At 40.2% G+C, this 26,744-nt stretch carries 29 protein-coding genes and 1 other RNA gene; 8 read left to right on the forward strand and 22 right to left on the reverse strand.

Annotation, left to right across the window (positions count from 1 at the left end):
• The first annotated feature begins 76 nt into the window (after window positions 1-76).
• Window positions 77-439, forward strand: coding sequence for a DUF2512 family protein (locus tag CZ382_RS06595; protein ID WP_088050411.1), 363 nt, complete (start codon window positions 77-79; stop codon window positions 437-439).
• A 120-nt stretch (window positions 440-559) separates the two neighbouring features.
• Here the strand turns inward: CZ382_RS06595 and CZ382_RS06600 are convergent, their stop codons facing one another.
• Together CZ382_RS06600 and CZ382_RS06605 are read right to left on the reverse strand one after the other, a co-directional pair.
• Window positions 560-1,150: an HD domain-containing protein gene (locus CZ382_RS06600; protein WP_088050412.1), complete on the reverse strand. Its 591-nt coding sequence runs from the start codon at window positions 1,148-1,150 to the stop codon at window positions 560-562.
• Window positions 1,150-2,820: a formate--tetrahydrofolate ligase gene (locus CZ382_RS06605; RefSeq protein WP_088050413.1), complete on the reverse strand. Its 1,671-nt coding sequence runs from the start codon at window positions 2,818-2,820 to the stop codon at window positions 1,150-1,152. Before CZ382_RS06605 ends, CZ382_RS06600 begins: the two co-directional genes overlap by 1 nt.
• 521 nt (window positions 2,821-3,341) lie before the next feature.
• On the opposite strand from CZ382_RS06605, the gene CZ382_RS06610 reads away from it, so the two are divergent.
• Window positions 3,342-3,542 carry a cold-shock protein gene (locus CZ382_RS06610; protein ID WP_088050414.1) on the forward strand — a complete coding sequence of 67 codons (201 nt, stop codon included), beginning with the start codon at window positions 3,342-3,344 and terminating at the stop codon, window positions 3,540-3,542.
• Between the two features lie 69 nt (window positions 3,543-3,611).
• Here the strand turns inward: CZ382_RS06610 and CZ382_RS06615 are convergent, their stop codons facing one another.
• Together CZ382_RS06615 and CZ382_RS06620 are read right to left on the reverse strand one after the other, a co-directional pair.
• Window positions 3,612-4,121, reverse strand: coding sequence for an isoprenylcysteine carboxyl methyltransferase family protein (locus CZ382_RS06615; protein WP_088050415.1), 510 nt, complete (start codon window positions 4,119-4,121; stop codon window positions 3,612-3,614).
• Complete coding sequence (locus CZ382_RS06620) at window positions 4,118-5,206, reverse strand: type III polyketide synthase (RefSeq protein WP_088050416.1); 1,089 nt, start codon at window positions 5,204-5,206, stop codon at window positions 4,118-4,120. Before CZ382_RS06620 ends, CZ382_RS06615 begins: the two co-directional genes overlap by 4 nt.
• A 209-nt stretch (window positions 5,207-5,415) precedes the next feature.
• On the opposite strand from CZ382_RS06620, the gene CZ382_RS06625 reads away from it, so the two are divergent.
• From CZ382_RS06625 to CZ382_RS06640, 4 genes are all read left to right on the forward strand, one after another.
• On the forward strand, window positions 5,416-5,562 hold the full coding sequence (locus CZ382_RS06625) for a cytochrome c oxidase subunit 2A (RefSeq protein WP_088050417.1): 147 nt from the start codon (window positions 5,416-5,418) through the stop codon (window positions 5,560-5,562).
• Between the two features lie 33 nt (window positions 5,563-5,595).
• Window positions 5,596-6,099, forward strand: coding sequence for a cupredoxin domain-containing protein (locus CZ382_RS06630; RefSeq protein WP_088050418.1), 504 nt, complete (start codon window positions 5,596-5,598; stop codon window positions 6,097-6,099).
• Window positions 6,099-7,757, forward strand: a complete 1,659-nt coding sequence (locus tag CZ382_RS06635; RefSeq protein ID WP_088050419.1) for a b(o/a)3-type cytochrome-c oxidase subunit 1 — start codon at window positions 6,099-6,101, stop codon at window positions 7,755-7,757. Before CZ382_RS06630 ends, CZ382_RS06635 begins: the two co-directional genes overlap by 1 nt.
• A 386-nt stretch (window positions 7,758-8,143) precedes the next feature.
• Entirely contained in the window at window positions 8,144-9,181 is a 1,038-nt protein-coding gene (locus tag CZ382_RS06640; RefSeq protein WP_088050420.1) for a multicopper oxidase domain-containing protein, read from the forward strand.
• Window positions 9,182-9,322: 141 nt separating this feature from the next.
• On the opposite strand, the gene CZ382_RS06645 is transcribed toward CZ382_RS06640, so the two are convergent.
• From CZ382_RS06645 to CZ382_RS06700, 12 genes are all read right to left on the reverse strand, one after another.
• Window positions 9,323-10,825, reverse strand: coding sequence for a carboxypeptidase M32 (locus CZ382_RS06645; protein WP_088050421.1), 1,503 nt, complete (start codon window positions 10,823-10,825; stop codon window positions 9,323-9,325).
• Window positions 10,825-11,967 carry a THUMP domain-containing class I SAM-dependent RNA methyltransferase gene (locus CZ382_RS06650; protein ID WP_088050422.1) on the reverse strand — a complete coding sequence of 381 codons (1,143 nt, stop codon included), beginning with the start codon at window positions 11,965-11,967 and terminating at the stop codon, window positions 10,825-10,827. The genes CZ382_RS06645 and CZ382_RS06650 overlap by 1 nt, the downstream gene beginning before the upstream one ends.
• A gap of 161 nt (window positions 11,968-12,128) precedes the next feature.
• Window positions 12,129-12,508, reverse strand: an RNA gene (gene rnpB, locus CZ382_RS06655) — RNase P RNA component class B.
• 63 nt (window positions 12,509-12,571) lie between these two features.
• The gene (gene gpsB, locus CZ382_RS06660) at window positions 12,572-12,874 is read right to left on the reverse strand and encodes a cell division regulator GpsB (RefSeq protein ID WP_088050423.1); all 303 of its coding nucleotides are present in this window, start codon (window positions 12,872-12,874) and stop codon (window positions 12,572-12,574) included.
• Window positions 12,875-13,277: 403 nt separating this feature from the next.
• Entirely contained in the window at window positions 13,278-13,682 is a 405-nt protein-coding gene (locus CZ382_RS06665; protein WP_088050424.1) for a cytidine deaminase, read from the reverse strand.
• Between the two features lie 68 nt (window positions 13,683-13,750).
• Entirely contained in the window at window positions 13,751-14,104 is a 354-nt protein-coding gene (locus CZ382_RS06670; protein ID WP_088050425.1) for a DUF1798 family protein, read from the reverse strand.
• A gap of 109 nt (window positions 14,105-14,213) precedes the next feature.
• Entirely contained in the window at window positions 14,214-14,420 is a 207-nt protein-coding gene (locus CZ382_RS06675; RefSeq protein WP_088050426.1) for a hypothetical protein, read from the reverse strand.
• Between the two features lie 388 nt (window positions 14,421-14,808).
• The gene (gpsB, locus tag CZ382_RS06680; RefSeq protein WP_088050423.1) at window positions 14,809-15,111 is read right to left on the reverse strand and encodes a cell division regulator GpsB; all 303 of its coding nucleotides are present in this window, start codon (window positions 15,109-15,111) and stop codon (window positions 14,809-14,811) included.
• A gap of 403 nt (window positions 15,112-15,514) precedes the next feature.
• A complete protein-coding gene (locus CZ382_RS06685) occupies window positions 15,515-15,919 on the reverse strand; it encodes a cytidine deaminase (protein WP_088050424.1) in 405 nt (134 codons plus the stop codon).
• 68 nt (window positions 15,920-15,987) lie between these two features.
• Window positions 15,988-16,341, reverse strand: a complete 354-nt coding sequence (locus tag CZ382_RS06690; protein ID WP_088050425.1) for a DUF1798 family protein — start codon at window positions 16,339-16,341, stop codon at window positions 15,988-15,990.
• A gap of 109 nt (window positions 16,342-16,450) precedes the next feature.
• Window positions 16,451-16,657, reverse strand: coding sequence for a hypothetical protein (locus CZ382_RS06695; RefSeq protein ID WP_088050426.1), 207 nt, complete (start codon window positions 16,655-16,657; stop codon window positions 16,451-16,453).
• A 434-nt stretch (window positions 16,658-17,091) separates the two neighbouring features.
• A complete protein-coding gene (locus CZ382_RS06700; protein WP_088050427.1) occupies window positions 17,092-18,051 on the reverse strand; it encodes a DUF2515 family protein in 960 nt (319 codons plus the stop codon).
• A gap of 133 nt (window positions 18,052-18,184) precedes the next feature.
• On the opposite strand from CZ382_RS06700, the gene recU reads away from it, so the two are divergent.
• Both recU and CZ382_RS06710 read left to right on the forward strand, forming a co-directional pair.
• Complete coding sequence (recU, locus tag CZ382_RS06705) at window positions 18,185-18,775, forward strand: Holliday junction resolvase RecU (RefSeq protein ID WP_088050428.1); 591 nt, start codon at window positions 18,185-18,187, stop codon at window positions 18,773-18,775.
• A gap of 17 nt (window positions 18,776-18,792) precedes the next feature.
• Window positions 18,793-21,564: a PBP1A family penicillin-binding protein gene (locus CZ382_RS06710; protein ID WP_088050429.1), complete on the forward strand. Its 2,772-nt coding sequence runs from the start codon at window positions 18,793-18,795 to the stop codon at window positions 21,562-21,564.
• A 167-nt stretch (window positions 21,565-21,731) separates the two neighbouring features.
• On the opposite strand, the gene nth is transcribed toward CZ382_RS06710, so the two are convergent.
• The 6 genes from nth to CZ382_RS06740 form a co-directional block, all read right to left on the reverse strand.
• Complete coding sequence (gene nth / locus CZ382_RS06715) at window positions 21,732-22,382, reverse strand: endonuclease III (protein ID WP_088050430.1); 651 nt, start codon at window positions 22,380-22,382, stop codon at window positions 21,732-21,734.
• Window positions 22,383-22,384: 2 nt separating this feature from the next.
• Window positions 22,385-23,065 carry a DnaD domain-containing protein gene (locus CZ382_RS06720; protein WP_188724728.1) on the reverse strand — a complete coding sequence of 227 codons (681 nt, stop codon included), beginning with the start codon at window positions 23,063-23,065 and terminating at the stop codon, window positions 22,385-22,387.
• 260 nt (window positions 23,066-23,325) lie between these two features.
• On the reverse strand, window positions 23,326-24,618 hold the full coding sequence (asnS, locus tag CZ382_RS06725) for an asparagine--tRNA ligase (RefSeq protein WP_088050431.1): 1,293 nt from the start codon (window positions 24,616-24,618) through the stop codon (window positions 23,326-23,328).
• A gap of 96 nt (window positions 24,619-24,714) precedes the next feature.
• Complete coding sequence (locus tag CZ382_RS06730; RefSeq protein WP_088050432.1) at window positions 24,715-25,902, reverse strand: pyridoxal phosphate-dependent aminotransferase; 1,188 nt, start codon at window positions 25,900-25,902, stop codon at window positions 24,715-24,717.
• A gap of 14 nt (window positions 25,903-25,916) precedes the next feature.
• Window positions 25,917-26,450, reverse strand: a complete 534-nt coding sequence (locus tag CZ382_RS06735; RefSeq protein ID WP_140392718.1) for a cell wall elongation regulator TseB-like domain-containing protein — start codon at window positions 26,448-26,450, stop codon at window positions 25,917-25,919.
• Window positions 26,413-26,616, reverse strand: coding sequence for a DUF4264 family protein (locus CZ382_RS06740; protein WP_250889563.1), 204 nt, complete (start codon window positions 26,614-26,616; stop codon window positions 26,413-26,415). The genes CZ382_RS06735 and CZ382_RS06740 overlap by 38 nt, the downstream gene beginning before the upstream one ends.
• Window positions 26,617-26,744 lie beyond the last annotated feature (128 nt).

Genomic DNA, 26,744 nt, shown 5'->3' on the forward strand with positions numbered 1-26,744 from the left:
CAAATCCACTCATTTTGTAATAATCTCGTCAATATGGTGAATACTAGGCGTAATCATATTTAAAGGTGGGATAAAAATGAGTGGATTTATCGTAAAATTAATTGTCTGTCCGGTAGGCATTATACTTGCTTCATGGATTTTTCCCAATGTTGATTTTGCTTATTGGTATCAGCCAATTATCATTGGTGTCGTTTTGGCAGTTATCGGCTATTTTATGGAAGTATGGATGTTACGTGAGAACACAAATTGGTTAAGCACGGCAATTGATTTTATTGTCGCGTCACTAGTAGTTTATTTCGGAGCGATGCTTTTTGTCGATACAAACGTTACCTTCTGGGGAGCGGTCCTAACTGGTCTTCTCATCGGAATAACGGAAATATTTCAGCATTATTGGCTGTTGCAAACCGGAAGAGCACAGAAAGAACCTGTTGGTGATTAAGATTAATACAAGATAAAAACAAGTCGGGCAGGGTGGTTCCTTGCCCGACTTGTTTTAAAAAGGCCGCCAAAAAGATTGATTTTCGATTAAGTGATTTTGAGTACCTAAACCGGCTATTTTTCACCACTCCTTGAAAAATCGGGCCAAATATTCCTCCATGAAGAGGTGTCGTTCAGCTGCGATCCGCTTTGCTGTTTTTGTATGCATCCCAGCTTTTAATTTCAACAATTTATCATAAAAATGCTGGATCGATGTCTTATCCCTATTCGTATCATGATAAATCAACTGCCCTCTGACCCCTCCATAGGCAAAGGTTCTGGCTATGCCAATCGCACCAATAGCATCAAGCCTGTCTGCATCCTGAACTATTTTTCCTTCGATTGTTTCCGGTATCTGCCCTTTGCTGAAAGAAACATCCTTCATTGCCGTTTTTATTTGTTTTAACCATTCATCTGTAATGTCAATTGATTGTAAAAATAAATCTGTCTCTTTTAATGCTTTTTCAGGATCGGCAAAAAGTTTATGATCGCCGACGTCATGGAGCCATGCTGCTGCCTCACAAATGAACGTATCCGCATTTTCTTCCTTTGCAATCAAGCGCGCCATTCGTGCAACACGTTTCATATGAAAAAAATCATGGCCAGTTGCATCGTCCTGGAAAAGCGGGAGACAATAATTTTGTATTTTTAGTAACTGTTCCCCTTTTTCCATTAAAATAATCCTGCAATCTTGCCATCAGCTGTAACATCCATATTTAATGCGGCTGGATGCTTGGGCAATCCAGGCATTGTCATCATCTCCCCCGTCAGAACAACGATAAATCCTGCACCAATGGAAGCACGCAATTCTCTGATTGTTATGGTGAATCCTGAAGGCCTTCCTAGTAATGCCGGGTTATCGGATAATGAATATTGTGTTTTGGCCATGCAGACAGGCAGATTACCCCAGCCTTGCTGCTGATAAAATTGCAGTTGTTTTTTTGCTTTCGCAGCAAATTCGATATCGACTGCACCGTAAACCTTTTGAGCTATTTTCCGTATTTTGGTTTCCAACGGCTCGTCTAATTCATACACTCGATTAAAATGACGTTCTTTTGTGTTCGCTTTTTGAACAACCTTTTCTGCTAATTCAATACCACCTTCTCCCCCGTGTGCCCATACATCGGTTAGGGCGACATCAATTCCTTTTTCCCTGCACCATGAATGAATAAAATTTGTTTCCTTTTCGGTATCTGTCGGAAACTTATTAATTGCCACAACATATGGCAAGCCAAAGTGTTCAATTGTTTCGATATGCTTTTCAAGATTAGCCATGCCTTGTTTCAAAGCTTCCACATTTTCCGTCGTCAACTGGTCTTTCTCAACACCGCCATGCATTTTTAATGCTCGGACGGTTGCAACAATGACAACTGCACTTGGTTCAAAGTTACCGGCCCGTGTTTTAATGTCCAAAAATTTCTCGGCACCCAAATCAGCGCCAAATCCCGCTTCGGTTATAACATAGTCGCCTAATTTCGCAGCTGTTTTTGTTGCTAAAATGCTATTACAGCCGTGAGCAATATTGGCAAATGGGCCACCGTGAATGATTGCCGGCGTGTTTTCCACCGTTTGCACCAAATTTGGTTTGATTGCCTCCTTCAGCAGTAACGCAAGCGCACCTTCTATTTTCAAATCCTTAACGGTTACTGGTTTTTCCTTAAACGTATAGCCGATAACAATCCGAGCCAACCGTTCTTTTAAGTCGTCCAGTCCAGTTGCAAGGCAGAGAATTGCCATTATTTCCGAGGCAACGGTAATGGTAAACCCATCTTCTCTTGGAACCCCTTGTTTAGGACCGCCCAATCCGACAACAATTTGCCTTAACACACGATCATTCATATCCAGCACTCGTTTCCATTCAATTCTTCGGGGGTCAATCTGCAACTTGTTTCCCCGTTGAATATGATTGTCAATCATAGCCGATAATGCATTATTCGCACTTGTTATGGCGTGCAAATCACCGGTAAAATGCAAATTGATATCTTCCATCGGGAGTACCTGTGCATAACCGCCGCCAGCTGCTCCCCCTTTCATCCCCATTACGGGTCCCAGGGAAGGCTCACGTAACGCAATAATCGCTTTCTCCCCAATTTTATGCAGTGCTTGTCCCAGCCCAACTGTAACCGTTGATTTTCCTTCGCCAGCCGGGGTTGGATTAATCGATGTAACTAAAATAACCTTTCCGTCTGGTACACGATCCAATTTCTTCAGCAGCCTATCGGACAATTTCGCTTTCGTATGTCCGTATGGCTCCCAATCATCTTCCGTTAAATCAAGACTTTCCGCTATTTCTCTGATTGGTTTCAGTTTCGCTTCCTGTGCAATTTCAATATCTGTTTTCATCCTGATTACTCCCTTCCCCATCCTTTATTTATGAAGACGCCTTCATTATAACGTGAATGGCGGTAAAAATATAGCTATAAGTGGGGGTTCAAAAATCATTGAATTGCGTCTTGAAAGTCAAGGCGGCGCGATTGAAAGCACCAAGGAAAACTTCTCAGAATTCACATTGCAAGCGGGAAAGGTGCAATATTAGCCAAAAAACGGAGAAGCAAGCAAGTGCCTGAGTTGGCCGCCTATCATTTTCTGAGCTTCCTGAACATCCCCTAAAAGATCTGAAAAAATAGTGAATTTTTAAGGCTAATTCTTGACGAGGCAATTAAAATAAGCTATTATTTACACAAGCAAAGAAGATGTATGGAATCATGAACGGCAGGCAGCTTCTATAGAAGTGGATGTAACTTATGATCCTACGCTTCTATATGGGTTGCCTTTTTTCTATCATCCTGCTTTGTATTATCACCACGTTTTAGAGGATGTGTATGCATGCTTTTGCGTGAAAGTTTTAGGGAGGATTTAATACAATGGAAAACGGAGTAGTAAAATGGTTCAACGCGGAAAAGGGTTATGGATTCATTCAAATCGAGGATGGAAACGATGTATTTGTACATTATTCCGCAATTCAAGAAGAAGGTTTCAAAACACTTGAAGAAGGACAAGAAGTGTCGTTTGAAATTGTTGAAGGTGAACGTGGCCCGCAAGCAGCTAATGTAGTAAAAAAATAATTTAACGAATATACTAAAGCGGTAATCACACTGGATTACCGCCTTTTGCGTTTTATTAAGGTTGTATTCTCACGTCGCTTTTGTCAATGCCCTCTCTTCGTTTGGTATCCGTAATTTTAACAGCCCAAGGTGCAGGAGCGGGAACAGGATTGCGGTAAAATAAGCACCGACTAAAAGCGGAATGACAAACAGTTCCACTAACACAATCAAGTAATTTGAATGCTTCATATATTTATAAGGCCCCTTCTTAATAAGTGATACACCAGGCAGTACAATTATTTTTGTATTCCAAAACCTGCCTAACGTATGGATGCACCAAAACCTGCCTAGCTGGGCAGCGATAAAGATCGTGAACAAAAAGTAATTTAATTGCCGCTCTGCAGTATCATTTGCTGAGGCCTCAAAAATAACAGCAAGAAAAAACAACACGTGGAGCATAATGAACCATTTGTAATGTTTTTTTCCTTTCTCAATTCCCCCTCGCGCCTTCATCCATTTCTCATTACTTTTTGCGATAAACAGCTCTGCCAACCGCTGACAGATTATTACACCAATTAATAAGCCCATCCATGTCGTCATTTGTTCCACTCCAATAATAATAGTTCTGAACTAAACCCCGGTCCCAATGCAGATACTATACTCTGCTCTTTTTCCTTGACCGTTTCTTTCATCCATTCAAGTAACACATAAATCACCGTGGCCGAGGACATATTTCCGTGGTTTCGTAACACTTGATACGAATGCTCCAGTTTTTCCGCAGTAATATGTAATGTCCCCTCCATCGCCTGTAACACTTTCTTTCCACCTGGATGAACGATAAACGAGTGAATCGATTTTTCTGTTAAATTAACGTTTTGCAAAAATGTATTGATATGGTCTTTCCAAAGTGTCCGGACAAGATTGGGGATACTTTTGGAAAAGACAACTTCCAGCCCATTGTTGGTAATATCCCAGCCCATCACAGGGAGACTGTTTTTCTTTGTAAACGAACTTGTACGTTTTATTTTAGGTAAGACTTTTGTTCGGTAAAAACGATAGGAAGAATGATTGCCACACATCAATACAGCACCGATTCCATCACCAAATAATGCACTGCCAACCAGATTGCTCTTTTTATGATCATCTTTTTGAAATGTTAAACTGCATAATTCTGCGCATACAACCAGTACTGTTTTGTCAGGGTGTCCCTCGAGAAAATCATATGCCCGGGATAACCCGATTGCTCCCCCCGCACAACCAAGACCCCACAATGGCATTCGCCTCACATCTTCCCGAAACGGGCGTTTATTGAACAAGTGCGCATCAAGTGATGGTGTAGCAATACCGGTGCTTGAAACAAAGATTATCATGTCGATTGCTTCATATGAAACAGCTTTGTTCAAAAATTGCTGATTTAGAAGACAATGATCAATGGCCTCAAGTGCATATTGACAGGCATACATTTGATATAAATTATTTTTTTCCTGAAATGTATGGCTTTCTTTAAACCAATCTTTCGCTACCGCAAATTGCCGTTTCGTTATTGCAGCATGATCAAAAACCGGCAGTAGTCTTACTAACTGTTTTTCTGTGTATGGGAATAACTCACCTACCAGTCCCTTTATCTCCTGTTGGGTGATTTCGTAGTTGGGAATACCGACACCTGCTGAACAAATGTATGTCATATAATCACCTTTTTAAAGATAGTCTGTGTTATTTGATGATATTTATGACAAATCCGCTCCATGACCATAAGGAATTGAATTTTTTTCTAGCAAAGGATGTCAAAATTGTGACTTTTGGTTTATTTGTGAGGTTTGTCACAGTTTACCTATTCAGATTAAGTAGAATGAAAACAAAAGACAGCTATTATTGCTGAAAAGGAGGGAATGAGATGGCCGGTTTGCCAAAGAAAACAGATGAATCGAGTACACAAAAGAAAAATCCAGAGTTAAAAGGTACCTTTATATCTGTCATGTTGCTAGGTGTGTTTATTATTGTTAGTTGGGCAGGTGTGTATGCATTATTTATGTCCAGATAAGTTTTGAACACACATTTGAAAGGAGTATCAATTATGCATTTACACAAATATGAAAAGATCTGGTTATTATTTGGAATTGGTTCATTAATTGTCTTTTTAGTCGTAATTGGAGTCGGTGCTTTTTATAAAGGAACACATCCGCAAAGCCATATGATGACGATTGATCCCGAAAACATCGAAGCAAATGAAGCCTTCCAGCCGGATAACCTCGGACTGACAAAGGTTGATGATAAGCAATACATTGTGAATGTTGCTGCTTCCGCGTTTAATTATGATTTGGGAAAAAATGATGATGGGTCACTGGTTAAGAAGTTAAGTATCCCCAAAGGTTCTACTGTTTTATTTCAAGTAACCTCAAAAGATGTTGTTCACGGTTTCTCATTAGCTGGAACAAATGTCAATATGATGGTCGAACCTGGTTATATAAGCAGCTATGAAACGATCTTGGAGGAGCCCGGAGAATACACCTTATTATGCAATGAGTATTGTGGGACAGGGCACCATCTTATGGGAGCGATTGTGGAGGTGACAGAATAATGTTAAGTGAAACATTACAATTAACGAAAGCGAATAAAAAACTTTCGCTGGCTTTTATTGCTGTAGCATTTATTTCTTTATTAATCGGTGGTTTGATGGGACTTCTGCAAACGCTGGTCAGATCCGGCACCTTGACCCTTCCGTGGGGAATCGATTATTATCAGATATTAACCGTTCACGGGGTTATTCTCGGTTTAGTCCTGACAACGTACTTTATTATTGGGTTTCAATATGCATTAATGGGTAAAACAGTTGGAATGACCGTAAAGGAACGGAAAATTGCCTGGCTCGGCTTTTGGGTGATGCTTGTCGGGACAATTATGACTGCAACAACTATTTTATTAGGAAAAGCGAATGTACTTTATACCTTTTATGCCCCACTTAAGGCACATCCCGTTTTTTACATTGGTTTGGCGCTGGTCATTATCGGCAGCTGGGTCGCCTGCTTTGTTAATTTTCATCAGTTGTATCGATGGAAAAAAGTGCATAAAGGGGTAAAATCACCACTATTAGCATTTATGGTTGTAGCAAACATGATATTATGGTTAATCGCAACGCTTGGTGTTGCTGCTACCGTACTTGTCCAATTCATTCCATGGTCATTAGGCTATGCAGAGACAATTAACGTACTAGTCAGCCGGACTTTATTCTGGTATTTTGGCCATCCATTAGTCTATTTTTGGCTGCTGCCGGCATACATGGCATGGTATGCGATTATCCCAAAAATTATCGGTGGTAAAATATTCAGTGATTCACTTGCCCGTTTAGCGTTTGTTTTATTTATCATGTTCTCGATTCCGGTTGGATTTCACCATCAGCTAACAGAACCGGGAATTGATCCAACATGGAAATTCATTCAAGTTGTATTAACATTTATGGTCATCATCCCATCATTATTAACGGCGTTTTCGTTGTTTGCCACATTTGAAATAACCGGAAGAAAAAAAGGGTTTGGCGGCTTGTTTGGCTGGTTTAAACATTTGCCATGGAAGGATGTACGCTTTTTCGCACCGATGATCGGTATGCTGGCCTTTATCCCGGCAGGAACAGGCGGGATCATTAATGCGTCCCACCAGCTAAACGCTGTTGTCCACAACACTATCTGGGTTACCGGGCATTTTCACTTAACGGTAGCTACAACGGTTATCTTGACGTTTTTCGGTATCTCCTACTGGCTTATCCCGGTTTTGACCGGTCGTAAGCTGACGGCGAAGATAAACAGACTGGGGATTATCCAAACGATCATTTGGACTGTTGGAATGTTCTTTATGTCCGGATCCATGCACATTGCTGGACTGCTTGGCGCACCAAGGCGCTCTGCTTATTCCACATATAGTGGTACAGAGCAGGCATCGGACTGGATTGGTTATCAGATTGGTCAGGCAATTGGTGGTACTATTTTATTTATAGGTATCTTATTAATGGTATACATCTTTCTTAATCTCACCTTTTTCGCGCCAAAAGGTACAGAGGAATTTCCGATTGCTGAAGAGGAAAAAGATGCAGAGCCAACACCTAAATTCCTGGAGAACTGGAGGCTTTGGATTGGCTTAACAGTAGTACTCATTCTTTTCGCTTATACCATTCCATTTATGGATATTATCCAGCATTCGCCACCAGGGTCACCACCATTTGATTGGCCAATTGGAAATTCTTAAAATAGGAACTGCTTTAAACCGAGACGCATTGGTTAGAACCAATGCGTCCTTTCATGTTTTATATCTTGTTAACTCTCTCAATTTATTGTGAAATAAATCACAAATATAGCGAAAGATAACATATTTTATTCCCTTCAATCATCCCCACTATTATTACTATATCAAGGTTATTAACCATACTAATCACATTAATTATCAGTCAAATATTGTTCACATACGCACAATACATCTGTGATCTGGATCACGCTTGTCAACTGTCTTTATCAACTAAACTGAAAGTGAGGATAAGATAAACCATTCAGTCATTCGGTAGAACAACTTAAGTCTTTTATGACTGGATGGAAAAGCTCTACTTATCCATCAAAACATTTATGGGGTGAGTAATCATGTTTAAAAAGCTTGGGTTTCGTGCAATTGTCGGACTAAGTTCATTAGTACTACTGCTAGCTGCTTGTGCAAATGAAACAAATGAAACCAAACCAGAAGTGTCTCCTGATCTTGAAAAAGCTGCTGAAACCGTGAACGCAAAAACACCAAATGTTATCAAGCAACACGCGGATCTTAATGAAAAACCAATCCCTTTGGAAATGGAACGAGATGGATCAGATGTATACGTGAAGATGACAGCCCAAATTTCCGACATTGAAATTGACGAAGGAAACGTTTATAAAGCATGGACATTTAACGGTCAGGCGCCGGGTCCGCTAGTTGTAGTAAATGAGGGTGATACGATCCATTTTACATTGGAAAATCATGATCCGGCAATCCCACATAGCATGGATTTCCATGCGGTACACACAGCTCCAAGTAAAAATTTTACCGATGTTGCACCAAATGAAGAAGGAACATTCTCTTACCAGGCATCCAATCCTGGAGTATTTATGTATCACTGCGGGACAGACCCTGTTCTCTCTCACATCGCAAATGGAATGCACGGGGTGATTATTGTCAAGCCAGCTGATGGATACCCGACAGATCAGGAAGTGGATAAAGAATATGTTGTTATTCAAAACGAATGGTATAAATACAATGATCTGGATGATATGACAAATGGTGTACCATCTCACGTCGTATTTTCCACAAAGGCACTGCATCAAGGCCAGCCAAATACAAATGGTACAGTTGGAGCAGTTATCCATTCACCGCTTGAGGCCAAGGAAGGTGACAAAGTACGGATCTACGTAAATAATGTTGGACCAAATGAAGTAAGCAGTTTCCATGTGATCGGAACTATGTTTGATGATGTATACATCGATGGTAACCCGGCAAACCACTATAAAGGAATGCAAACGATCATGCTGCCAGCTAGTGGAGGAGCAGTCGTCGAGTTCACTTTAAAAGAAGCTGGCGACTATAAATTTGTTACACATCAATTCAATCATGCTACAAAAGGTGCTGCCGGATTAATCAAAGTAACAAAATAACCAATATACACCCTAAATAAAGCGAAACTTCCTTCAGTAGGAGGGATCCCCTTCCTGCCCTACCTTTACGTTTTTTGTTTTACTCACACTTAGAGGTAGTGGTATTCCTGTAAAAAACAGGAGAGCAACGCTCCCTGTTTTTTACAGGTTATAGATATCGGTATATTTATTGGTCAGGTAAGCAACCAAATAATCCGGATTTAACGATTCATTTGTTACTTCATTAATAATTTCTAATGGTTTTTTCATTTTTCCGTATTGATGGATGTTTTTTGTAAGCCATTGTCTAATTTGGGCAAAATCGCCATTTGCTATTACACCATCAAGGTTCAGATCTTTTGCCATTGCCTGCTGGAACTGGGCGGCATACATGTAACCGAGTGCATAGGATGGAAAATAGCCGAAATCGCCGCCGGCCCAGTGAATATCCTGTAATACACCTTCCCGATCAGTTGGCGGTTTTATCCCAAGATAATCCACCATCTTTTCGTTCCACAGATGCGGCAAATCGGCAACCATAATATCACCATTAATCAATGCCTTTTCCAATTCATAACGGATCATGATGTGGAGTGGATAGGTTAATTCATCTGCTTCGATACGGATGAATGATGCTTTCACCTCATTGACTGCACGGTAGAAAACATCAAGTATTACGGTATCGAAATGGCTTGGTGCATACGATTTAAACAGATGATAATGGGTTTGCCAAAAAGCTTTGCTGCGTCCGACAAAATTTTCCCAAAATAACGATTGTGATTCATGGATGCCCATTGAAGTTCCGGCTGCAAGCGGTGTTCCAGCAAGCTTCCCGCTGATATTCTGCTCGTAAAGGGCATGTCCCCCTTCATGGATGGTGCCAAACACAGCCATTCGGAAATCTTCCTCATCGTACCTCGTTGTAACCCGGACATCGTTCTGATTTATGCCAATTGCAAATGGATGAATCGTTTCATCAAGTCGGCCAGAAGCAAAATCATACCCCATTTGCTTTAAAACGTCTAATGTAAATGCCCGTTGATCCTGCTTCGGAAAGTGTCCGGTTAATACAGAAGGATCCGGTTTTGTACTGCTTTGATTGATTTGTTCAAGTAAGGACGTTAATGATTTTCTGAGCTTAGGAAATACATCATCCAAAGTCTTTGTCGTAACCCCTGGCTCATATTCATGTAAAAGGGCATCATAGATGTTATCTTCATATCCCCAATAGTTCGCAAATTTTTTATTGTAATCAACTAATTTTTCCAAATATGGCTGAAACATTAAGAAGTCAGCTTTCTCTCTTGCATCCTGCCAAACAGCCTCTGATTTTGCTTGCAGCATGACATACGCTTTGAATTCGTCGTGCGGAATTTTTTTATTGCGTTCGTACGTTTCTTCACAATCCTCTACTGTTTTCGCGATTACCTCGTCCCCCGTTTTGTCTTTTAACATATCAATAAAATATTTCACTTTCTCTGAGGTTTCCAATTGATGCAGTTTTTCGGACAGGAAGCCAACAACCTCTGCCCGCTGTTCTATACCTTTTTTCGGGATTTTTGTCCGCATATCCCATTGCGTCAGTGCGATTGCTTCCCGATAAGCATTCTGTTCCTTCAATAATTCCCGAAAATCCTTTTCCAATAGCGTTGTATTGTTTTCCATCAAATCTCTCCCCTCTGTCTCTTTCCAAAGTACTGGTAATAATCAGTACGAATGAATCCATTAAAAAGTTTTCGCTTTTTCGTTGCTTTTTGTCCATAATGCTTTTCAAAATCTTGAAATGCAGTAAGAATGTACACACTCCAGCTTGGATGGTCTTTCATGATATTCCCCAGGTCTTTGTACATCGCTGCAATGGTCTTATGGTCCCCTATTCGCTCACCATATGGCGGATTACCAATGATATAACCATTTTGTTTGCGGATAAATAAATCCTTCACTTGCATTTGTTTCCACTGGATTAAATCGCCAAGTCCTGCCTCTGTTGCATTATCCATTGCGATTTTTACCATCTTATGGTCGATATCTGTGCCAATGATATCAAGCTGCTGATCATAATTTGCCAAATCCTCTGCCTCTTCAAACGCCTGCTCCCAAACGGAACCTTTTATGAATCCCCAATTTTCCGAGGCAAACTCCCGGTTAAATCCAGGTGCAATATTTTGCCCAATCAGTGCTGCCTCAATCGGGATCGTACCGGAACCGCAAAATGGGTCAATCAATGTATCATCTGGTTTCCAATTCGTTAGCAGGACAAGTGCTGCAGCCATTGTTTCTTTTAATGGTGCTTCCCCTTGACCAACCCGATATCCGCGTTTATGGAGCCCTGTCCCGGACGTATCAATGGTCAGTTGGGCAGTATCCTTATGTAGTGCAACCTCCACCTTGTAAAGTGCACCTGTTTCCGGCATTTTTGTCGCTAGTCCATATTTCAGTTTCAATCGTTCAGCAATTGCCTTTTTTACAATAGCTTGACAGTCTGGGACACTATGTAATATTGATTTTACCGATTTGCCAGATACGGGAAATTGCCCATCTTCACTTATAAAATCTTCCCAAGGCAGTGCTTTCGTCTGTTCAAATAGCTCATCAAATGTTTTCACGGTAAATTCGCCAACAAGCAAGCGAACCCGATCGGCTGAACGAAGCCATAAATTACAACGTGAGATTGCTGAAACTGGTGCTCGAAAGCGTACTTTACCGTTTTCAACCTCTGCATCATAACCAAGTCCTTTTACTTCATTTGCAACGACAGATTCCAATCCCATTGCCGCTGTCGCGATTATTTTTACATGGTGTACCATACCTTCACTCGTTTCCTTTATGTAGATTACTTTTAGTTTACCATTCTGTTACGAAAAGTAAAAAGAAAACCAGACAACAAATCTTAAAACACAAAAAACCTTTCTACTCGGCAAGTAATATGCCAATAGAAAGGTTTGGTTTCGTTTTCGACCATTGAATACTCGATAAGCCATGTTCTGTTCCATTGTACTCCATCGGTGGTCAGCCTTGTACTTTGGTCGTAATCATCTATCTACAAGCGAATAGCTTGTCCCTTTTTCGGTTCATTTCCCTACTAAAGGATGCCCCTACCATTATTTGGGTTGCTCACTCGCGGGGTTTACCTCGTTCCACTCCAGGCGTTTCCACCTGGACTACGTCACTGTGGCACCTTCAAGGAGCGTATTCCATATCATTTTAGACTATAGGAATTTCTCCTGCCGTTAACCAATGAAGGCTACCTTGACTTATGATTTCGTCAAGCACGAACACTACAAACGTCTCAGTTTGTGTGAGCATGGACTTTCCTCTGCATGTGACATGCAGCGATTACACAAGTATTCAATTCTCATCTGTAAACAGTATACCACATTTTTCGTGCTGTTTCACTGTTAAAAAAAGTACTTATTGAGAGTCGGCGACATTTTTGCCAAATACTGCTTTTTCCAGGTTGGATAAACGTTTTAAAATGTCATAATTAACCTGATGATTCGGTGCTTGTGTCCGTGTTCTGGTTTGATCAGAATGTTTTCTTAATCGCTCATTTTCTTGTTCAAGCCGTTCGATTTCCTGTTGAAATGCTTCATAGTCTTGTATGATTGTATCTAGGAATTCATCTACTTCTTCCTGGTTATAACCGCGCATAGCTGTTTTGAAATTCTTCTCGAGAATTTCTTTTCCACTGAGTTGAATGCGATTCACGTTCATTGTTATCATCACCTCATATTCTGCACAAAGTTCATCTATATTTTTTCAAATAAACAAGCTAATGTCAATTTTAATTGTATTAATCTTTTTTGTATATATGCCATTTTAAATAAGAAAAGCGGAAGCGCCCGTTTAGCAACGTACAAACTGGAGCACTCCGCAATGAGATAAAGGAAACATGCCCCTGCAACAGGGGTATGCCGACGTTGGCCGCAAAGGCCGTTCTTAGTCGGCCTTCCTTCCTACCCGAACCGATGTTGACTTATCGTAGTGTAGGAGCGTGAAGTTTGCTTGGCTTTAGCGCTGGAGCTAGACATGGCCAACTCTGACGTAAGCAGAATAGAGCCTAAATTTTTATACTCTCTTTACTTTTAAAAAAGAAGCTGGATAACAACAGCTCCTTTTAATTTGACCTTGCCATATCATCTGACTGGAACGAAAAAGGTAATAGTTCTTCAACAGTGACTGTTTTTGTATTGTTGTCCAGGTTTGCCAAATGGACATGCATTGATTTGTCGAAAAACTCACTCATTACCTGACGACATGATCCGCATGGTGGGACTGGCCTTTCCGTATTCGCTGCAACAGCCATTTCTTTAAAGTCTGTTTCTCCATCTGAAATTGCTTTAAAGATAGCAACCCGTTCTGCACAGCAGGTAACCGGGAATGCTGCATTTTCAATATTGCATCCAGTATACACTTTCCCTGTACCGGTTAGCAAAGCTGCACCAACCGGAAAGTTTGAATAAGGAACATACGCTTTTTCTGTCATTTTTTTTGCCTCATTGATTAAACCCTCTTTGTTCATTCCGCTTTCCCCTTTCACTCCAAGTGGAAAGTAATTATACGAAACAATGCAGTGAATGTAAAGCGCTTTTAATCCGTTATTTCCCTTTGTAATTGATCGAGGACGTAATGGATGGAATGATTCAATTCCATATAGCGCTTCCGTTTTACATCGATATAAAAACTGTGCATTAAAAGCAGTTCCAAGTTTTCCCGTGTTGACTGTACTTGCTGTGGGTGGACATTTGCTTTCCTTTGTTTGATCGCTGTTAGTGCGTTCTCTTCCCAATCTTCCACAAGTTTATATATTGGTGAAGTAGTTTCTTTTACATATGAAAAGAATTCCTTATCTCTTTTATCTTTTGGAGGATCATTATGTTCATACTGTTCCTTCAATTGATCTAAATATTTTTTTAATGTTTCGGTTTGTTCCTTTAGTTCCATTATCGAAAAACCGCCCTTTTGATAAAGTCTCTTTTACTTTATCATGAATAGAGGGCGGTTTGCACGACTTTCACCTGCTTATTGGTCGGCCAATAGATCCGAAAAGAGTTCATTTTACATGGTTTATATTTGCTTGTATTTTGTTAATCTTTTTTTGCTGAGAATAGAATGCATCAACGATTTCATTATCCACTTTCATCGTTAATTTTTGATCAACCCATCTTAACTGATCTGATATTTGCTGCAATGAATTTGCGAATGTTTGCCTATCCATTCCATTATTCGAATATGATAGCCTTCGAGCCGCGATTGTCACCTTCCTCACCCCTTCGCTCGTTATTATGTTTACATATTTAATTCGGTAAAAATGAAATAGTCCCTTCCCATTCGACAAAACTAGAAAAAAACAGTTAAAACTAGTGCCAAGACTTATTTTTTCTCTAAAATTAGACAAGCTAATAACAAAGGCGTAAGCGAACCGATGTTGACTTATCGTACGAAGGCGGGNGAATTTCTCCTGCCGTTAACCAATGAAGGCTACCTTGACTTATGATTTCGTCAAGCACGAACACTACAAACGTCTCAGTTTGTGTGAGCATGGACTTTCCTCTGCATGTGACATGCAGCGATTACACAAGTATTCAATTCTCATCTGTAAACAGTATACCACATTTTTCGTGCTGTTTCACTGTTAAAAAAAGTACTTATTGAGAGTCGGCGACATTTTTGCCAAATACTGCTTTTTCCAGGTTGGATAAACGTTTTAAAATGTCATAATTAACCTGATGATTCGGTGCTTGTGTCCGTGTTCTCGTTTGATCAGAATGTTTTCTTAATCGCTCATTTTCTTGTTCAAGCCGTTCGATTTCCTGTTGAAATGCTTCATAGTCTTGTATGATTGTATCTAGGAATTCATCTACTTCTTCCTGGTTATAACCGCGCATAGCTGTTTTGAAATTCTTCTCGAGAATTTCTTTTCCACTGAGTTGAATGCGATTCACGTTCATTGTTATCATCACCTCATATTCTGCACAAAGTTCATCTATATTTTTTCAAATAAACAAGCTAATGTCAATTTTAATTGTATTAATCTTTTTTGTATATATGCCATTTTAAATAAGAAAAGCGGAAGCGCCCGTTTAGCAACGTACAAACTGGAGCACTCCGCAATGAGATAAAGGAAACATGCCCCTGCAACAGGGGTATGCCGACGTTGGCCGCAAAGGCCGTTCTTAGTCGGCCTTCCTTCCTACCCGAACCGATGTTGACTTATCGTAGTGTAGGAGCGTGAAGTTTGCTTGGCTTTAGCGCTGGAGCTAGACATGGCCAACTCTGACGTAAGCAGAATAGAGCCTAAATTTTTATACTCTCTTTACTTTTAAAAAAGAAGCTGGATAACAACAGCTCCTTTTAATTTGACCTTGCCATATCATCTGACTGGAACGAAAAAGGTAATAGTTCTTCAACAGTGACTGTTTTTGTATTGTTGTCCAGGTTTGCCAAATGGACATGCATTGATTTGTCGAAAAACTCACTCATTACCTGACGACATGATCCGCATGGTGGGACTGGCCTTTCCGTATTCGCTGCAACAGCCATTTCTTTAAAGTCTGTTTCTCCATCTGAAATTGCTTTAAAGATAGCAACCCGTTCTGCACAGCAGGTAACCGGGAATGCTGCATTTTCAATATTGCATCCAGTATACACTTTCCCTGTACCGGTTAGCAAAGCTGCACCAACCGGAAAGTTTGAATAAGGAACATACGCTTTTTCTGTCATTTTTTTTGCCTCATTGATTAAACCCTCTTTGTTCATTCCGCTTTCCCCTTTCACTCCAAGTGGAAAGTAATTATACGAAACAATGCAGTGAATGTAAAGCGCTTTTAATCCGTTATTTCCCTTTGTAATTGATCGAGGACGTAATGGATGGAATGATTCAATTCCATATAGCGCTTCCGTTTTACATCGATATAAAAACTGTGCATTAAAAGCAGTTCCAAGTTTTCCCGTGTTGACTGTACTTGCTGTGGGTGGACATTTGCTTTCCTTTGTTTGATCGCTGTTAGTGCGTTCTCTTCCCAATCTTCCACAAGTTTATATATTGGTGAAGTAGTTTCTTTTACATATGAAAAGAATTCCTTATCTCTTTTATCTTTTGGAGGATCATTATGTTCATACTGTTCCTTCAATTGATCTAAATATTTTTTTAATGTTTCGGTTTGTTCCTTTAGTTCCATTATCGAAAAACCGCCCTTTTGATAAAGTCTCTTTTACTTTATCATGAATAGAGGGCGGTTTGCACGACTTTCACCTGCTTATTGGTCGGCCAATAGATCCGAAAAGAGTTCATTTTACATGGTTTATATTTGCTTGTATTTTGTTAATCTTTTTTTGCTGAGAATAGAATGCATCAACGATTTCATTATCCACTTTCATCGTTAATTTTTGATCAACCCATCTTAACTGATCTGATATTTGCTGCAATGAATTTGCGAATGTTTGCCTATCCATTCCATTATTCGAATATGATAGCCTTCGAGCCGCGATTGTCACCTTCCTCACCCCTTCGCTCGTTATTATGTTTACATATTTAATTCGGTAAAAATGAAATAGTCCCTTCCCATTCGACAAAACTAGAAAAAAACAGTTAAAACTAGTGCCAAGACTTATTTTTTCTCTAAAATTAGACAAGCTAATAACAAAGGCGTAAGCGAACCGATGTTGACTTATCGTACGAAGGCGGGTGTGTCCACTAGCCGCTGGGCGCTGAAGCCGGACGCGGCCTATTCTGATTCAAGCTGAATAGAGCTGGAATTTTACGCTTTTTATCCTAAGAAAAAGGAGGTATGCAGAATGAAGAAACAGGAAAATAAACGCAAGACCGATGAAAAGCAACAAAAAGATCAACGCGGGTATGGAAACAAAAAATTAGACGGCCCTAATCGGCCATCGACTTAACTACAAAATCGGCTTCAAGGCCGATTTTTTTAATTTGATTTCCCCATGATGGCATTTTTAATACGGCAGTAGGCAAATAACATTTTTCTCTTATGATAGAAGGACGAACCGACGTCGTTAAGCTCCAGATCACCTGGCAATTCTTCCAGCCATTTATTCTTCATGCCCCCCAATACATACCAATCATTACGAATAGTATCTTGATGGGAGATTATTGGATAAGCAACACGCAGCAATGGGCTTTTAGGTACACGTATATTCAGAAAACGCTCATAATCGCGACGGGAACCAGTATGTTCAATGTTGCGGGCAAAATCCAGCAGCTTCCCATAGACGTCCGGATGGAAAATCATCGTGGCAAGTCGTTTTCCTAAATTGACCCGCTTCGTCAGGTTCGTAAAATCGTGCACAAACGAACCATATAATACAGTCGATCTTGTCGGTAACAGGACGGCATTCATGAATAAAAAATCCTGCAAGAGGTATGGAAGTCTTAAAAATACTCGATACTTGAAATAAGTCTGTTTAATGACGGGAAGCTGAATGACGTTTTGCTCATTAATGATCAAAGCAATCATTAACCTATCATCATCGTGATTTTGCCAAAAATGGTACCATTCATTGGCCATAAACCTGGAAACATGTAATTCCGGCAACAAATGAAACAATGGGGTTTTCTGTTGTTTGGAAAGTTGATAAAGCAATAATTGCGGATAGGCGTCAGAAAAAATCAACCAGTTTGCCCGTTCATAGGTCATGAACAAGCGCTCCCGTTTCTCCTTGCCAAGAAGTGTTTGGAAAGCTGGCAGGCGGAGATCCGTCATATTCCACCCAGCGTTTCGGGAAACGATACTGGCAATAAATGACCACTTTATTTCTGGAAACCGGAGATAAAAGTTTTGGTATGCTTTTGTTCGGGTAATGTTATCAAGATTATGTTCTTTTGTCGTCTTTATTATATAATAAAGGTAATCGTGTTTCGTCTGCATGATGCTCCCACTCCTAAACAGGTTCCATTATTCTATTGCTTAGGTTCCGTTTTTGCGGATTGGATTATGCATTAACAGTTATCAAGCGCCAGTTTTTCTGTTATGATACTGTAATATGCAAGGGGGAATGGGTATGAATTATCCGAATGGAAAAAAACATCATAGCCTGCAAAGGAAAGGTGAAACCGAAACAAAAGACAGCTTTAGTAATCGGGGGATGACACTGGAAGAAGATATTAATATAACAAATGTATATTATTTAGAGAGTGACATAGCCGTTATTCATAAAAAACCAACTCCTGTACAAATCGTTAACGTTCATTATCCAAGGCGGAGTGCAGCGGTTATTACGGAAGGGTATTTTAAGCAAGCATCAACAACAGATTATAATGGTCTGTATCGGGGAAAATATGTCGATTTTGAGGCAAAGGAAACAAAGCATACATCACGATTTCCACTTGCAAATATTCACGATCACCAGATCAGACATATGCAATCGATTGTAAACCATGGTGGCATTTGTTTTATACTGATCCGGTTTGCTGTTTTGGATGAAACTTATTATGTGCCTGCTGAGAAGCTTTTTCCGTATTGGCATGATAAATTAACCGGTGGACGTAAATCAGTCCCCTATCAAACCATCAAACAAAACGGATACTCTATCCCCTTTCACTTTCAAAAAAGAGTGGATTACTTGCGGGTGATTGATAAGCTTTATTTTTAGAGACGGAGGAATGAGCTATGGCAGAAAATAGCCAATCTCGTGTAGCAAGAAGAAAACAAAAGAAAGCAAAGAAAAAACCATTATGGAAACGAATATTACTTTATACCGGGATCATTATTTTAGCGATGGTAATTGGAGTAGGGGCAATGTTCACCTATTTTATTGCCACGGCACCAAAATTGGATGCAGCCAAATTACAGGATCCATTTTCTTCAAAGATTTATGACATGGACGGCGAGTTATTTGCCGATCTGGGTGCGGAGCAGCGGACAAAAGTGAATTATGATGATTTGCCGAAAGTTCTGATTGATGCTGTTACTGCAACGGAGGATTCCCGCTTCTTTCAGCATCATGGGGTTGATCCCGTCCGTGTTGGCGGCGCTATCGTCGCAAATATAAAACACGGATTTGGTTCTGAAGGAGCAAGCACCATTACCCAGCAGGTTGTCGAACAAGCCTTTTTGTCACATGAGAAAAAAATCAGTCTGAAAGTACAGGAAATGTGGCTTGCCCTGCAATTGGAGCGGGATTATTCCAAGGAAGAAATACTGGAAATGTATTTGAATAAAGTGTATTACGGCAGTGGCGCATATGGTGTAGCAAAAGCAGCACAGTTTTATTTTGGAAAAACTGATTTAAAAGAATTAACGCTGCCGGAAGCCGCGATTTTAGCAGGATTACCACAGCGTCCGTCTGCTTATAACCCGTATCAAAGCCCGGATTTAACGAAGGGACGGATGGATACAGTTCTAAAACTGATGGTCAAGCATGGAAAAATAACGCAAAAACAGGCGGATGAAGCGCGAAAAGTTGACATTCCGTCATTATTAACTGATTCCCATCCAGACTCTACTCCATACGAAGCCTTTTTGCAAAAAGTGCGAAAAGAAGTGGAAAAGAAAATTGATGGTGCAGATATATACACGGATGGATTAAAAATATACACAACAATCGATAAGGACATACAAGAACATGTAGAATTTTTATTATCCGATGAAGAAGATAATCCAATCCAATACCCGGAGAAGGTAGAAGATCCGAAAACGAAGAAAATGGTCGATATGCAGGCCGGCATGGTTGTATTGGACTCGAAAAACGGGGCAATACGAGCAATTGGCGGTGCGCGCGGCGGACTTGAAAATGATGGATTCAATTATGCGATTGGTACAAACAGACAAGCAGGTTCAACCATGAAACCAATCCTAGCTTATGGCCCAGCTATCGAATATGAAAAATGGTCTACTTACCATCAAATGAATGATGACAAACCGTATCAAATTCCGGGATCAGATAAAAAAGTTGGAAACTGGAATGGCCAATATCAGGGCTGGATGTCAATACGAAAAGCATTAGAAGAGTCGTTAAACGTTCCAGCAATGAAAACTGTTGAGGAAGTCGGACAGGGCAATGCACAGAAATTTGCCGAGGGATTAGGCATTAAATTTGATAAAGATATGATCGGTACCGATACAATAGGCGGTGGCGAATTAGGCGTTTCTCCACTTGAGCTAGCAGGAGCCTATCGTGCCTTTGCTAATGAAGGTATCTCAAGTGAACCGTATTCCGTGACAAAGGTAGAATACCCTGATGGACGGACAGTAGATTTAAAACCAAAACAAAAACCAGTAATGTCGGATTATACAGCCTATATGATGTCAGATATGCTGAAAACAGCAATTACAAGTGGTACCGGTAAATTGGCTGATGTCCCAGGGCTACCGGTTGTCGGTAAAACTGGAACAACAAACCGACCAGGAGTAGAAGGAAGCCCGGATTCATGGTTTAGTGGTTATACCACCAATTACACCATATCCGTATGGACGGGTTACAACAATAATGATATTGGTTTATCCGGTGACAACACCAAGATACCGCATGCGTTGTTTAAAAACACGATGTCACATATCTCTGACGGTATCGAAACGGCAGATTTCAAGAAACCAGATTCAGTTGTTGAAGTTGGGGTTGAAAAAGGATCAAATCCGGCCAAATTGCCTAGTGCATACACTCCGGATTCGAATATTGTAACCGAGTTATTCGTAAAAGGAACCGAGCCCACAAAAACTTCGGAGAAATACGATAAGCTTGATCCAGTTAGTGGTTTGACGGCAGAATATGATAAAGATAAAAACAAAATTAATGTAAAATGGGACTATGACAAGGATCAAGATGTTTCCTTCCAGGTAAGTGCCAGTGTTGACGGCGGCCAGATGCAGGAGCTCTCGACTACAGGTGATACATCAATGGAAATCTCAAGTGTTGAACCAGGTAGTGAGTATACGATTCAAGTTGTTGCAATCAGTAATGAAAACGAAGAAACGAGTGAAGCCAAATCAACAACAGTGACGGTTCCTGGAGAAGGTGAAGATGATGAAGATAACGAGGAAAATCAAGGGGAAATGGAGCCTGTCAGTGGATTGAAAGCGACCTATAAGAATAACACGATTGATGTATCGTGGAAGTATAATGGGCCTGCAGCTGTATTTGAAGTAACCGTAAGTGGCGACGGGTCACAGCAGCAAACAGTGAATTCGAATGGCATTAAAATTGACAATGCCCAGCCGGGTAGGACGTATACTATTTCGGTTACACCAGTCGGAAAAAATGGCGATACACAAGGTGCCCGAGGTGAACCGCAAAGTACAACCATTACCATTCCTGGTGAAGAAGCACCACCAGGAGATGATGGCGACGGAAACGAAGACGGTAATAATGGTGAGCAAGGTGGTGGTCAAGACGGTAGTGAAAACGAGCAAGGTGAGGAAGAAGGTGGTGAACCAGAAGGATGAGCAGATTTTTTATCAAGGAAAGAGGCAGCCTCGTTAGAGAGCTGCCTCTTTCCTATTTGGTGGTTATTCAAAAAGTTTTCACGGCTCGAAACTGCCCCGACTCGACTGCCTGCCTGTTTCTATGCCAACTAGTTGAAAACACTATTTTATACACCTGTAACATCACATTATAACCGTTTTCTCATCCGCTTCTGTCCTTCTCTGCATATATTCAATAACGGACATTCCGGACAATTTGGATTCTTCGCCTTACAATGATACCGGCCAAAAAATATCAAGAGGTGATGGGTTTCACTCCACTCTTCCTTTGGAACCTTTTTCATCAACGTTTCTTCTACTTCCAGCACCGAATCCTTCCAACGACATATGGCCAGACGCTTTGAGACCCTTTCTACATGTGTGTCTACAGCAATAGCTGGTTCGTGAAATGCCACCGAAGCAACAACATTTGCCGTTTTTCGGCCAACTCCAGCCAGTTTCATCAGTTCTTCCTTCGATTTTGGTACTTCTCCACCATAGTCATCAATCAACATTTGACATAATTTGCGGATATTTTTTGCCTTATTTCGGTATAGGCCAATGGAGCGGATGTCCTGCTGTAATTCCTCCAACGAAACAGCTAAATAATCTTCAGGCGTTTTATATTTTTTAAACAGGTCTTCTGTGACTTTATTAACCAATACGTCGGTGCACTGTGCAGATAATAATACGGCAATTACTAACTCAAACGGATTAGCATGGTTTAACTCGCATTTTGCCTCAGGAAACATTGCACGCATTACATCCAAACAATGCTGAACCTGTTTTTTAGTCAGCATCTTTACTCGTCCCCCTCTAACCAATTATAGTAAAATGATGTGTCTCGTTTTTGTGTTGGAACTGGTTGTTTCGATGTCTGTTTTTGATGGAATGATTTGGTTGCTTCCCTTGCCTGTTCTACCGTATGAATCCCTTTCTTTTTCCAGTCTCGTAAAATTCGATCAATGTATTTAAAGTTAAGTTTCCCCATTAGAACGGATTCCCGTAGTGCAGCTTTAATCAAGGACGGATATAATTTATCCTCATCCAGCCAGACATTTATCGTTTCTATTTCGAATGGCGAAAGCGGCCTGCCAAATTCCTGTTCAAACAAAATAAAAATCGTCCCCTCTTCCTGCCCATTTTCCGGTTTATTTGTTGAAAATATTTTCTCCCAAAGCGGATCTAATGAATAGACTTCACTCCAAATACCTTGTTCATTTTTTGTTTGTTCGATTGCCAAAAACCCTTTTTGCATAAGTTTACGCAACACATTTGAGCATTCCTGTTCATTGATGGTCAAGAAAGAAGCAAGCTCAGCTGGTGTGGGAAATTCATTCTCATCGAAAATAAATCGATAAATTTGTAATAGCAGCATGACCTCTGTTTCGTTAAGGCCAAGTGCTTTATAATTCGTTAATAGCCTTGTCGGAATCTGCAGCTGATTTAATAAAATTTGTTGAATTTGAATTGATTTGCTCATGATAATGCACCTCATCAATAAGTATAGCATGAAAAATATAAAATCCCTCGCTTTAGACAAGGGATTTTAAAAGAAAAGCGGAGATGCCCGATTAAGGAAGACTAACTAATACCGGGACGACAATTGCCAATGTTGGCATGATCTGCATCATGCTGCTCCGAGTATATGCTGGACATAGCCTTTCCAGATAAATAATTAATATGGTTGGCATTAAATATCTACTTTACAAGAGTTTACATAATAAAATTATTGGTACCTAATTAAGGGTATAACCTGTTAAGCAAACGTGGAAATGGAATCGTTTCGCGTACATGCTCTACTCCGGATAACCACGCAACTGTCCGCTCCAGTCCAAGGCCAAATCCGGAATGTGGGACACTTCCATATTTACGAAGCTCTAAATACCACTGGTACGCTTCTCCTGTAAGATTGTGTTCCTTGTATCGCTGTTCCATAAGCGCTAAATCATCAATTCGTTGTGAACCACCGATGATCTCACCATATCCTTCTGGAGCAATCAAGTCCGCACATAAGACGACATCCTCCCGATTCGGATCCGGCTTCATGTAAAATGCTTTAATGTCTTTCGGATAGTTTGTGATGAACACAGGTTTAGTAAAACTTTCGGCAATTGCTGTTTCATGTGGTGCACCGAAGTCCTCCCCCCATTCAATATCGGTAAATCCCTTCTTCTTTAAAAGTTCGATAGCATCATCGTAGGAAATCCTTGGGAATGGTGCCTTAATTGCTTTCAATTTTGTTGTATCACGTTCCAACACGGCTAGTTCGAGCTGGCAATTGGCAAGAACCGCTTGGACAACAAAGCTTACATATTGTTCCTGAATTTCCAGACTTTCATCATGATCAACAAATGCCATTTCCGGTTCAATCATCCAAAATTCAATCAAATGCCGTCTTGTTTTCGATTTCTCCGCACGAAACGTTGGTCCGAATGAAAATACTTTGCCAAAAGCCATTGCAGCTGCTTCTAGATATAACTGGCCACTTTGCGATAAATATGCTTCCTCATCGAAGTATTTTGTATGGAACAATTCGGTTGTTCCTTCGGCAGATGAACCGGTTAAAATCGGCGGATCAATTTTTACATAGCCATTTTGGTTAAAAAATTGATAAGTTGCCCGAATTATTTCATTGCGGATTTTCATAACTGCATGCTGTCGTTTGGAACGAAGCCACAGGTGCCGGTGATCCATTAAAAATTCGGTTCCGTGTTCTTTCGGTGTGATCGGATAGTCAACCGCTTCATGAATGACCTCGATTTGCTTCACCTGCATTTCATACCCAAATGGTGATCGCTTATCTTCCACAATCGTCCCGGTTATGTACATCGATGTTTCCTGTGTCATGTTTTTGGCAAGCCCGAAATCATCTTCACTAACATCGTTCTTCACAACGACCCCTTGCATGAACCCTGTTCCATCACGAAGCTGTAAAAAGGCAATTTTCCCGCTGGAACGTTTATTTGCAAGCCATGCGCCAATTGTTACCGTTTGTCCTTCATACTTTGGTACTTGTGCTATCGTTGTTTTCAAAAAAATTCCCTCCATGACCTTTGATTGGTAGTTGCCCAAAAGCTCCACTAACCGGATGCCGCGCTTTTGTGCTTGTAAACAAAATAAAGCCTGTAATCATATATTTTTTCTACTGCGGACAAAACGGTCGATCCGCTTTGCAGCTTCTGTTAATAATCCAATTGATGTTGCATAAGATAAGCGTACATTTTCAGCTGCTCCAAAGCCAGATCCGGGAACAAGGGCAACCTTTTCTTCTTCCAGTATTGCCGTTACCCACTCATCGACATTCGTAAATCCATTCATTTTAACAGCCTGTTGTACATTGGGGAACAAATAAAAAGCTCCTTTTGGCTTTATACAGGTGATTCCAGGTATAGCAATTAACAAATTGTATAATGTATCAAGTCGCTTTTTAAAAGCTTGTTTCATTTCATTCGTTGCATCATTATTTGCTTTATAGGCAGCCAGTGCTGCGAATTGTGCAATTGACGTCGGGTTTGATGTAGAATGGGATGCCAGGTTTGTCATCGCTTTAATAATTTTTTCATTTCCCGCAGCATAGCCAATTCGCCAGCCTGTCATCGCATGTGATTTTGACACACCATTAATGACAATGGTTTGCGCTTTTAATGTATCCGAAAGTTGTGCGATCGAAATATGTTCGTCGTTCGTATAAATCAGTTTTTCATAAATTTCATCTGAAACGATGGTGATATTGTGTTTTAAACAAACTTCACCGAGCGCAGCCAGTTCTGCTTCATTGTACATCATACCTGTTGGATTGCTTGGCGAATTAATGATTACTGCCTTTGTTTTTACCGTTATTGCCGATTCCAATTGCTCCGCGGTCAATTTAAACTGATTGTCCTCCATTGTTTTCGCAACAACAGGGTTTCCGCCAGCCAATTTAATTTGTTCCGGGTAACTTACCCAATATGGCGCAGGAACAATCACTTCATCCCCTGGGTTTAAAAGCACTTGAAATAACGTATACAACGCATGTTTGGCTCCGGTTGTCACGATAATTTCTTCGCTTTTATAAGATAGCTGATTATCATTTTTAAATTTCCCTGCAATCGCTTCTTTAAGCGCCGGTATTCCTCCAGATGGGGTATATTTGGTCAAACCATCACGCATCGCCTTTTCGGCAGCATCGATAATATAGGAAGGAGTATTAAAATCTGGTTCCCCCGCCCCCAAACCAATTACATCATAGCCTTGTTCCTTCAATTCTTTTGCTTTTGCTGTAATCGCAAGTGTTGATGATGGTGTTAATGTTTTTACTCTGTTCGCTAAATCCAAAGCCACTCACCTTCCTAATTAAACATACTTTTTAAACGGAACTGTTGATATCGTTTCCCATCATAAATGGATAAATAATCAATAATTTGGTAACCTGAACTATTTCTGTAAGTAACTTCCCATAACGGGTTTTGATCGACCATTGCCGTTGTAACTTTAATTAATTCGCATTTATGACATTGGTTTTTCCATTCATCAATAATTGACTGTTTACTTATTATTTTCTTTGCGTCCACAATCGTTATTTTTTCTGTATCATTTTTAACCGGCATGAAAGCTATTTTTTTCTTTTGCTCCTTTGTATTGCCAATTAAAATAAAATAAGCTTCTTCACCTTGAAATCTCGATATTTCTTTAACTTCGGTCAGTTCGGTATTTTTCAGTACTGTTTCTTTTGCTTCATTGAAACCGTTCGTTTTACTTTCCTGAATAGCATGATATAAAAACGCCATATAGATAAAACAAGCAAGGAGGACAAGACATAAACCTGCCAAAACCCACTTTAGCCAACTAGGCACAATAGATGGTGAATACTGCCTGATTCTCATCTGATTCATCCCATGCCATTCCGTACATTGGATATTCCTTTTTTAGTGTTCGATTTAACAAATCGACAATTTTGTACAAGTCTTTGAAATACTCGACTTTTACAATTGATAACGTCTCGATATTATTCACTATTTTCCCCTCCAAAAAAGCTTCTTGTTTTATCATTTTTTGCTACACATAGTACACTGCGCTTCGTTAAAACTAATGGTACAGTTGAAGATAAATATTAAGGATTACCTTATATAGTATAACAAGCCTTTCGTTTGTTTTGTATTTATTTCAACAAAAAATTT

The organism is Virgibacillus dakarensis, from assembly GCF_900155625.1.
GTDB lineage: Bacteria > Bacillota > Bacilli > Bacillales > Amphibacillaceae > Lentibacillus_C > Lentibacillus_C populi.

Bases quoted from the DNA above. Each gene is read 5' to 3' on its own strand.
- CZ382_RS06650 (WP_088050422.1), bottom strand. From the start codon at position 11,967: ATGGTACACCATGTAAAAATAATCGCGACAGCGGCAATGGGATTGGAA.
- CZ382_RS06700 (WP_088050427.1), bottom strand. From the start codon at position 18,051: ATGCAGACGAAACACGATTACCTTTATTATATAATAAAGACGACAAAA.
- CZ382_RS06615 (WP_088050415.1), bottom strand. From the start codon at position 4,121: ATGACGACATGGATGGGCTTATTAATTGGTGTAATAATCTGTCAGCGG.
- CZ382_RS06665 (WP_088050424.1), bottom strand. From the start codon at position 13,682: ATGAACAAAGAGGGTTTAATCAATGAGGCAAAAAAAATGACAGAAAAA.
- nth (WP_088050430.1), bottom strand. From the start codon at position 22,382: ATGCTGACTAAAAAACAGGTTCAGCATTGTTTGGATGTAATGCGTGCA.
- CZ382_RS06620 (WP_088050416.1), bottom strand. From the start codon at position 5,206: ATGACATACATTTGTTCAGCAGGTGTCGGTATTCCCAACTACGAAATC.
- CZ382_RS06685 (WP_088050424.1), bottom strand. From the start codon at position 15,919: ATGAACAAAGAGGGTTTAATCAATGAGGCAAAAAAAATGACAGAAAAA.
- CZ382_RS06740 (WP_250889563.1), bottom strand. From the start codon at position 26,616: ATGATAAAACAAGAAGCTTTTTTGGAGGGGAAAATAGTGAATAATATC.
- gpsB (WP_088050423.1), bottom strand. From the start codon at position 12,874: ATGAACGTGAATCGCATTCAACTCAGTGGAAAAGAAATTCTCGAGAAG.
- CZ382_RS06720 (WP_188724728.1), bottom strand. From the start codon at position 23,065: ATGAGCAAATCAATTCAAATTCAACAAATTTTATTAAATCAGCTGCAG.
- recU (WP_088050428.1), top strand. From the start codon at position 18,185: ATGAATTATCCGAATGGAAAAAAACATCATAGCCTGCAAAGGAAAGGT.
- CZ382_RS06610 (WP_088050414.1), top strand. From the start codon at position 3,342: ATGGAAAACGGAGTAGTAAAATGGTTCAACGCGGAAAAGGGTTATGGA.
- CZ382_RS06710 (WP_088050429.1), top strand. From the start codon at position 18,793: ATGGCAGAAAATAGCCAATCTCGTGTAGCAAGAAGAAAACAAAAGAAA.
- CZ382_RS06635 (WP_088050419.1), top strand. From the start codon at position 6,099: ATGTTAAGTGAAACATTACAATTAACGAAAGCGAATAAAAAACTTTCG.
- CZ382_RS06605 (WP_088050413.1), bottom strand. From the start codon at position 2,820: ATGAAAACAGATATTGAAATTGCACAGGAAGCGAAACTGAAACCAATC.
- CZ382_RS06645 (WP_088050421.1), bottom strand. From the start codon at position 10,825: ATGGAAAACAATACAACGCTATTGGAAAAGGATTTTCGGGAATTATTG.
- CZ382_RS06735 (WP_140392718.1), bottom strand. From the start codon at position 26,450: ATGAGAATCAGGCAGTATTCACCATCTATTGTGCCTAGTTGGCTAAAG.
- CZ382_RS06630 (WP_088050418.1), top strand. From the start codon at position 5,596: ATGCATTTACACAAATATGAAAAGATCTGGTTATTATTTGGAATTGGT.
- CZ382_RS06595 (WP_088050411.1), top strand. From the start codon at position 77: ATGAGTGGATTTATCGTAAAATTAATTGTCTGTCCGGTAGGCATTATA.
- CZ382_RS06640 (WP_088050420.1), top strand. From the start codon at position 8,144: ATGTTTAAAAAGCTTGGGTTTCGTGCAATTGTCGGACTAAGTTCATTA.
- gpsB (WP_088050423.1), bottom strand. From the start codon at position 15,111: ATGAACGTGAATCGCATTCAACTCAGTGGAAAAGAAATTCTCGAGAAG.
- CZ382_RS06600 (WP_088050412.1), bottom strand. From the start codon at position 1,150: ATGGAAAAAGGGGAACAGTTACTAAAAATACAAAATTATTGTCTCCCG.
- CZ382_RS06690 (WP_088050425.1), bottom strand. From the start codon at position 16,341: ATGGAACTAAAGGAACAAACCGAAACATTAAAAAAATATTTAGATCAA.
- CZ382_RS06670 (WP_088050425.1), bottom strand. From the start codon at position 14,104: ATGGAACTAAAGGAACAAACCGAAACATTAAAAAAATATTTAGATCAA.
- CZ382_RS06625 (WP_088050417.1), top strand. From the start codon at position 5,416: ATGGCCGGTTTGCCAAAGAAAACAGATGAATCGAGTACACAAAAGAAA.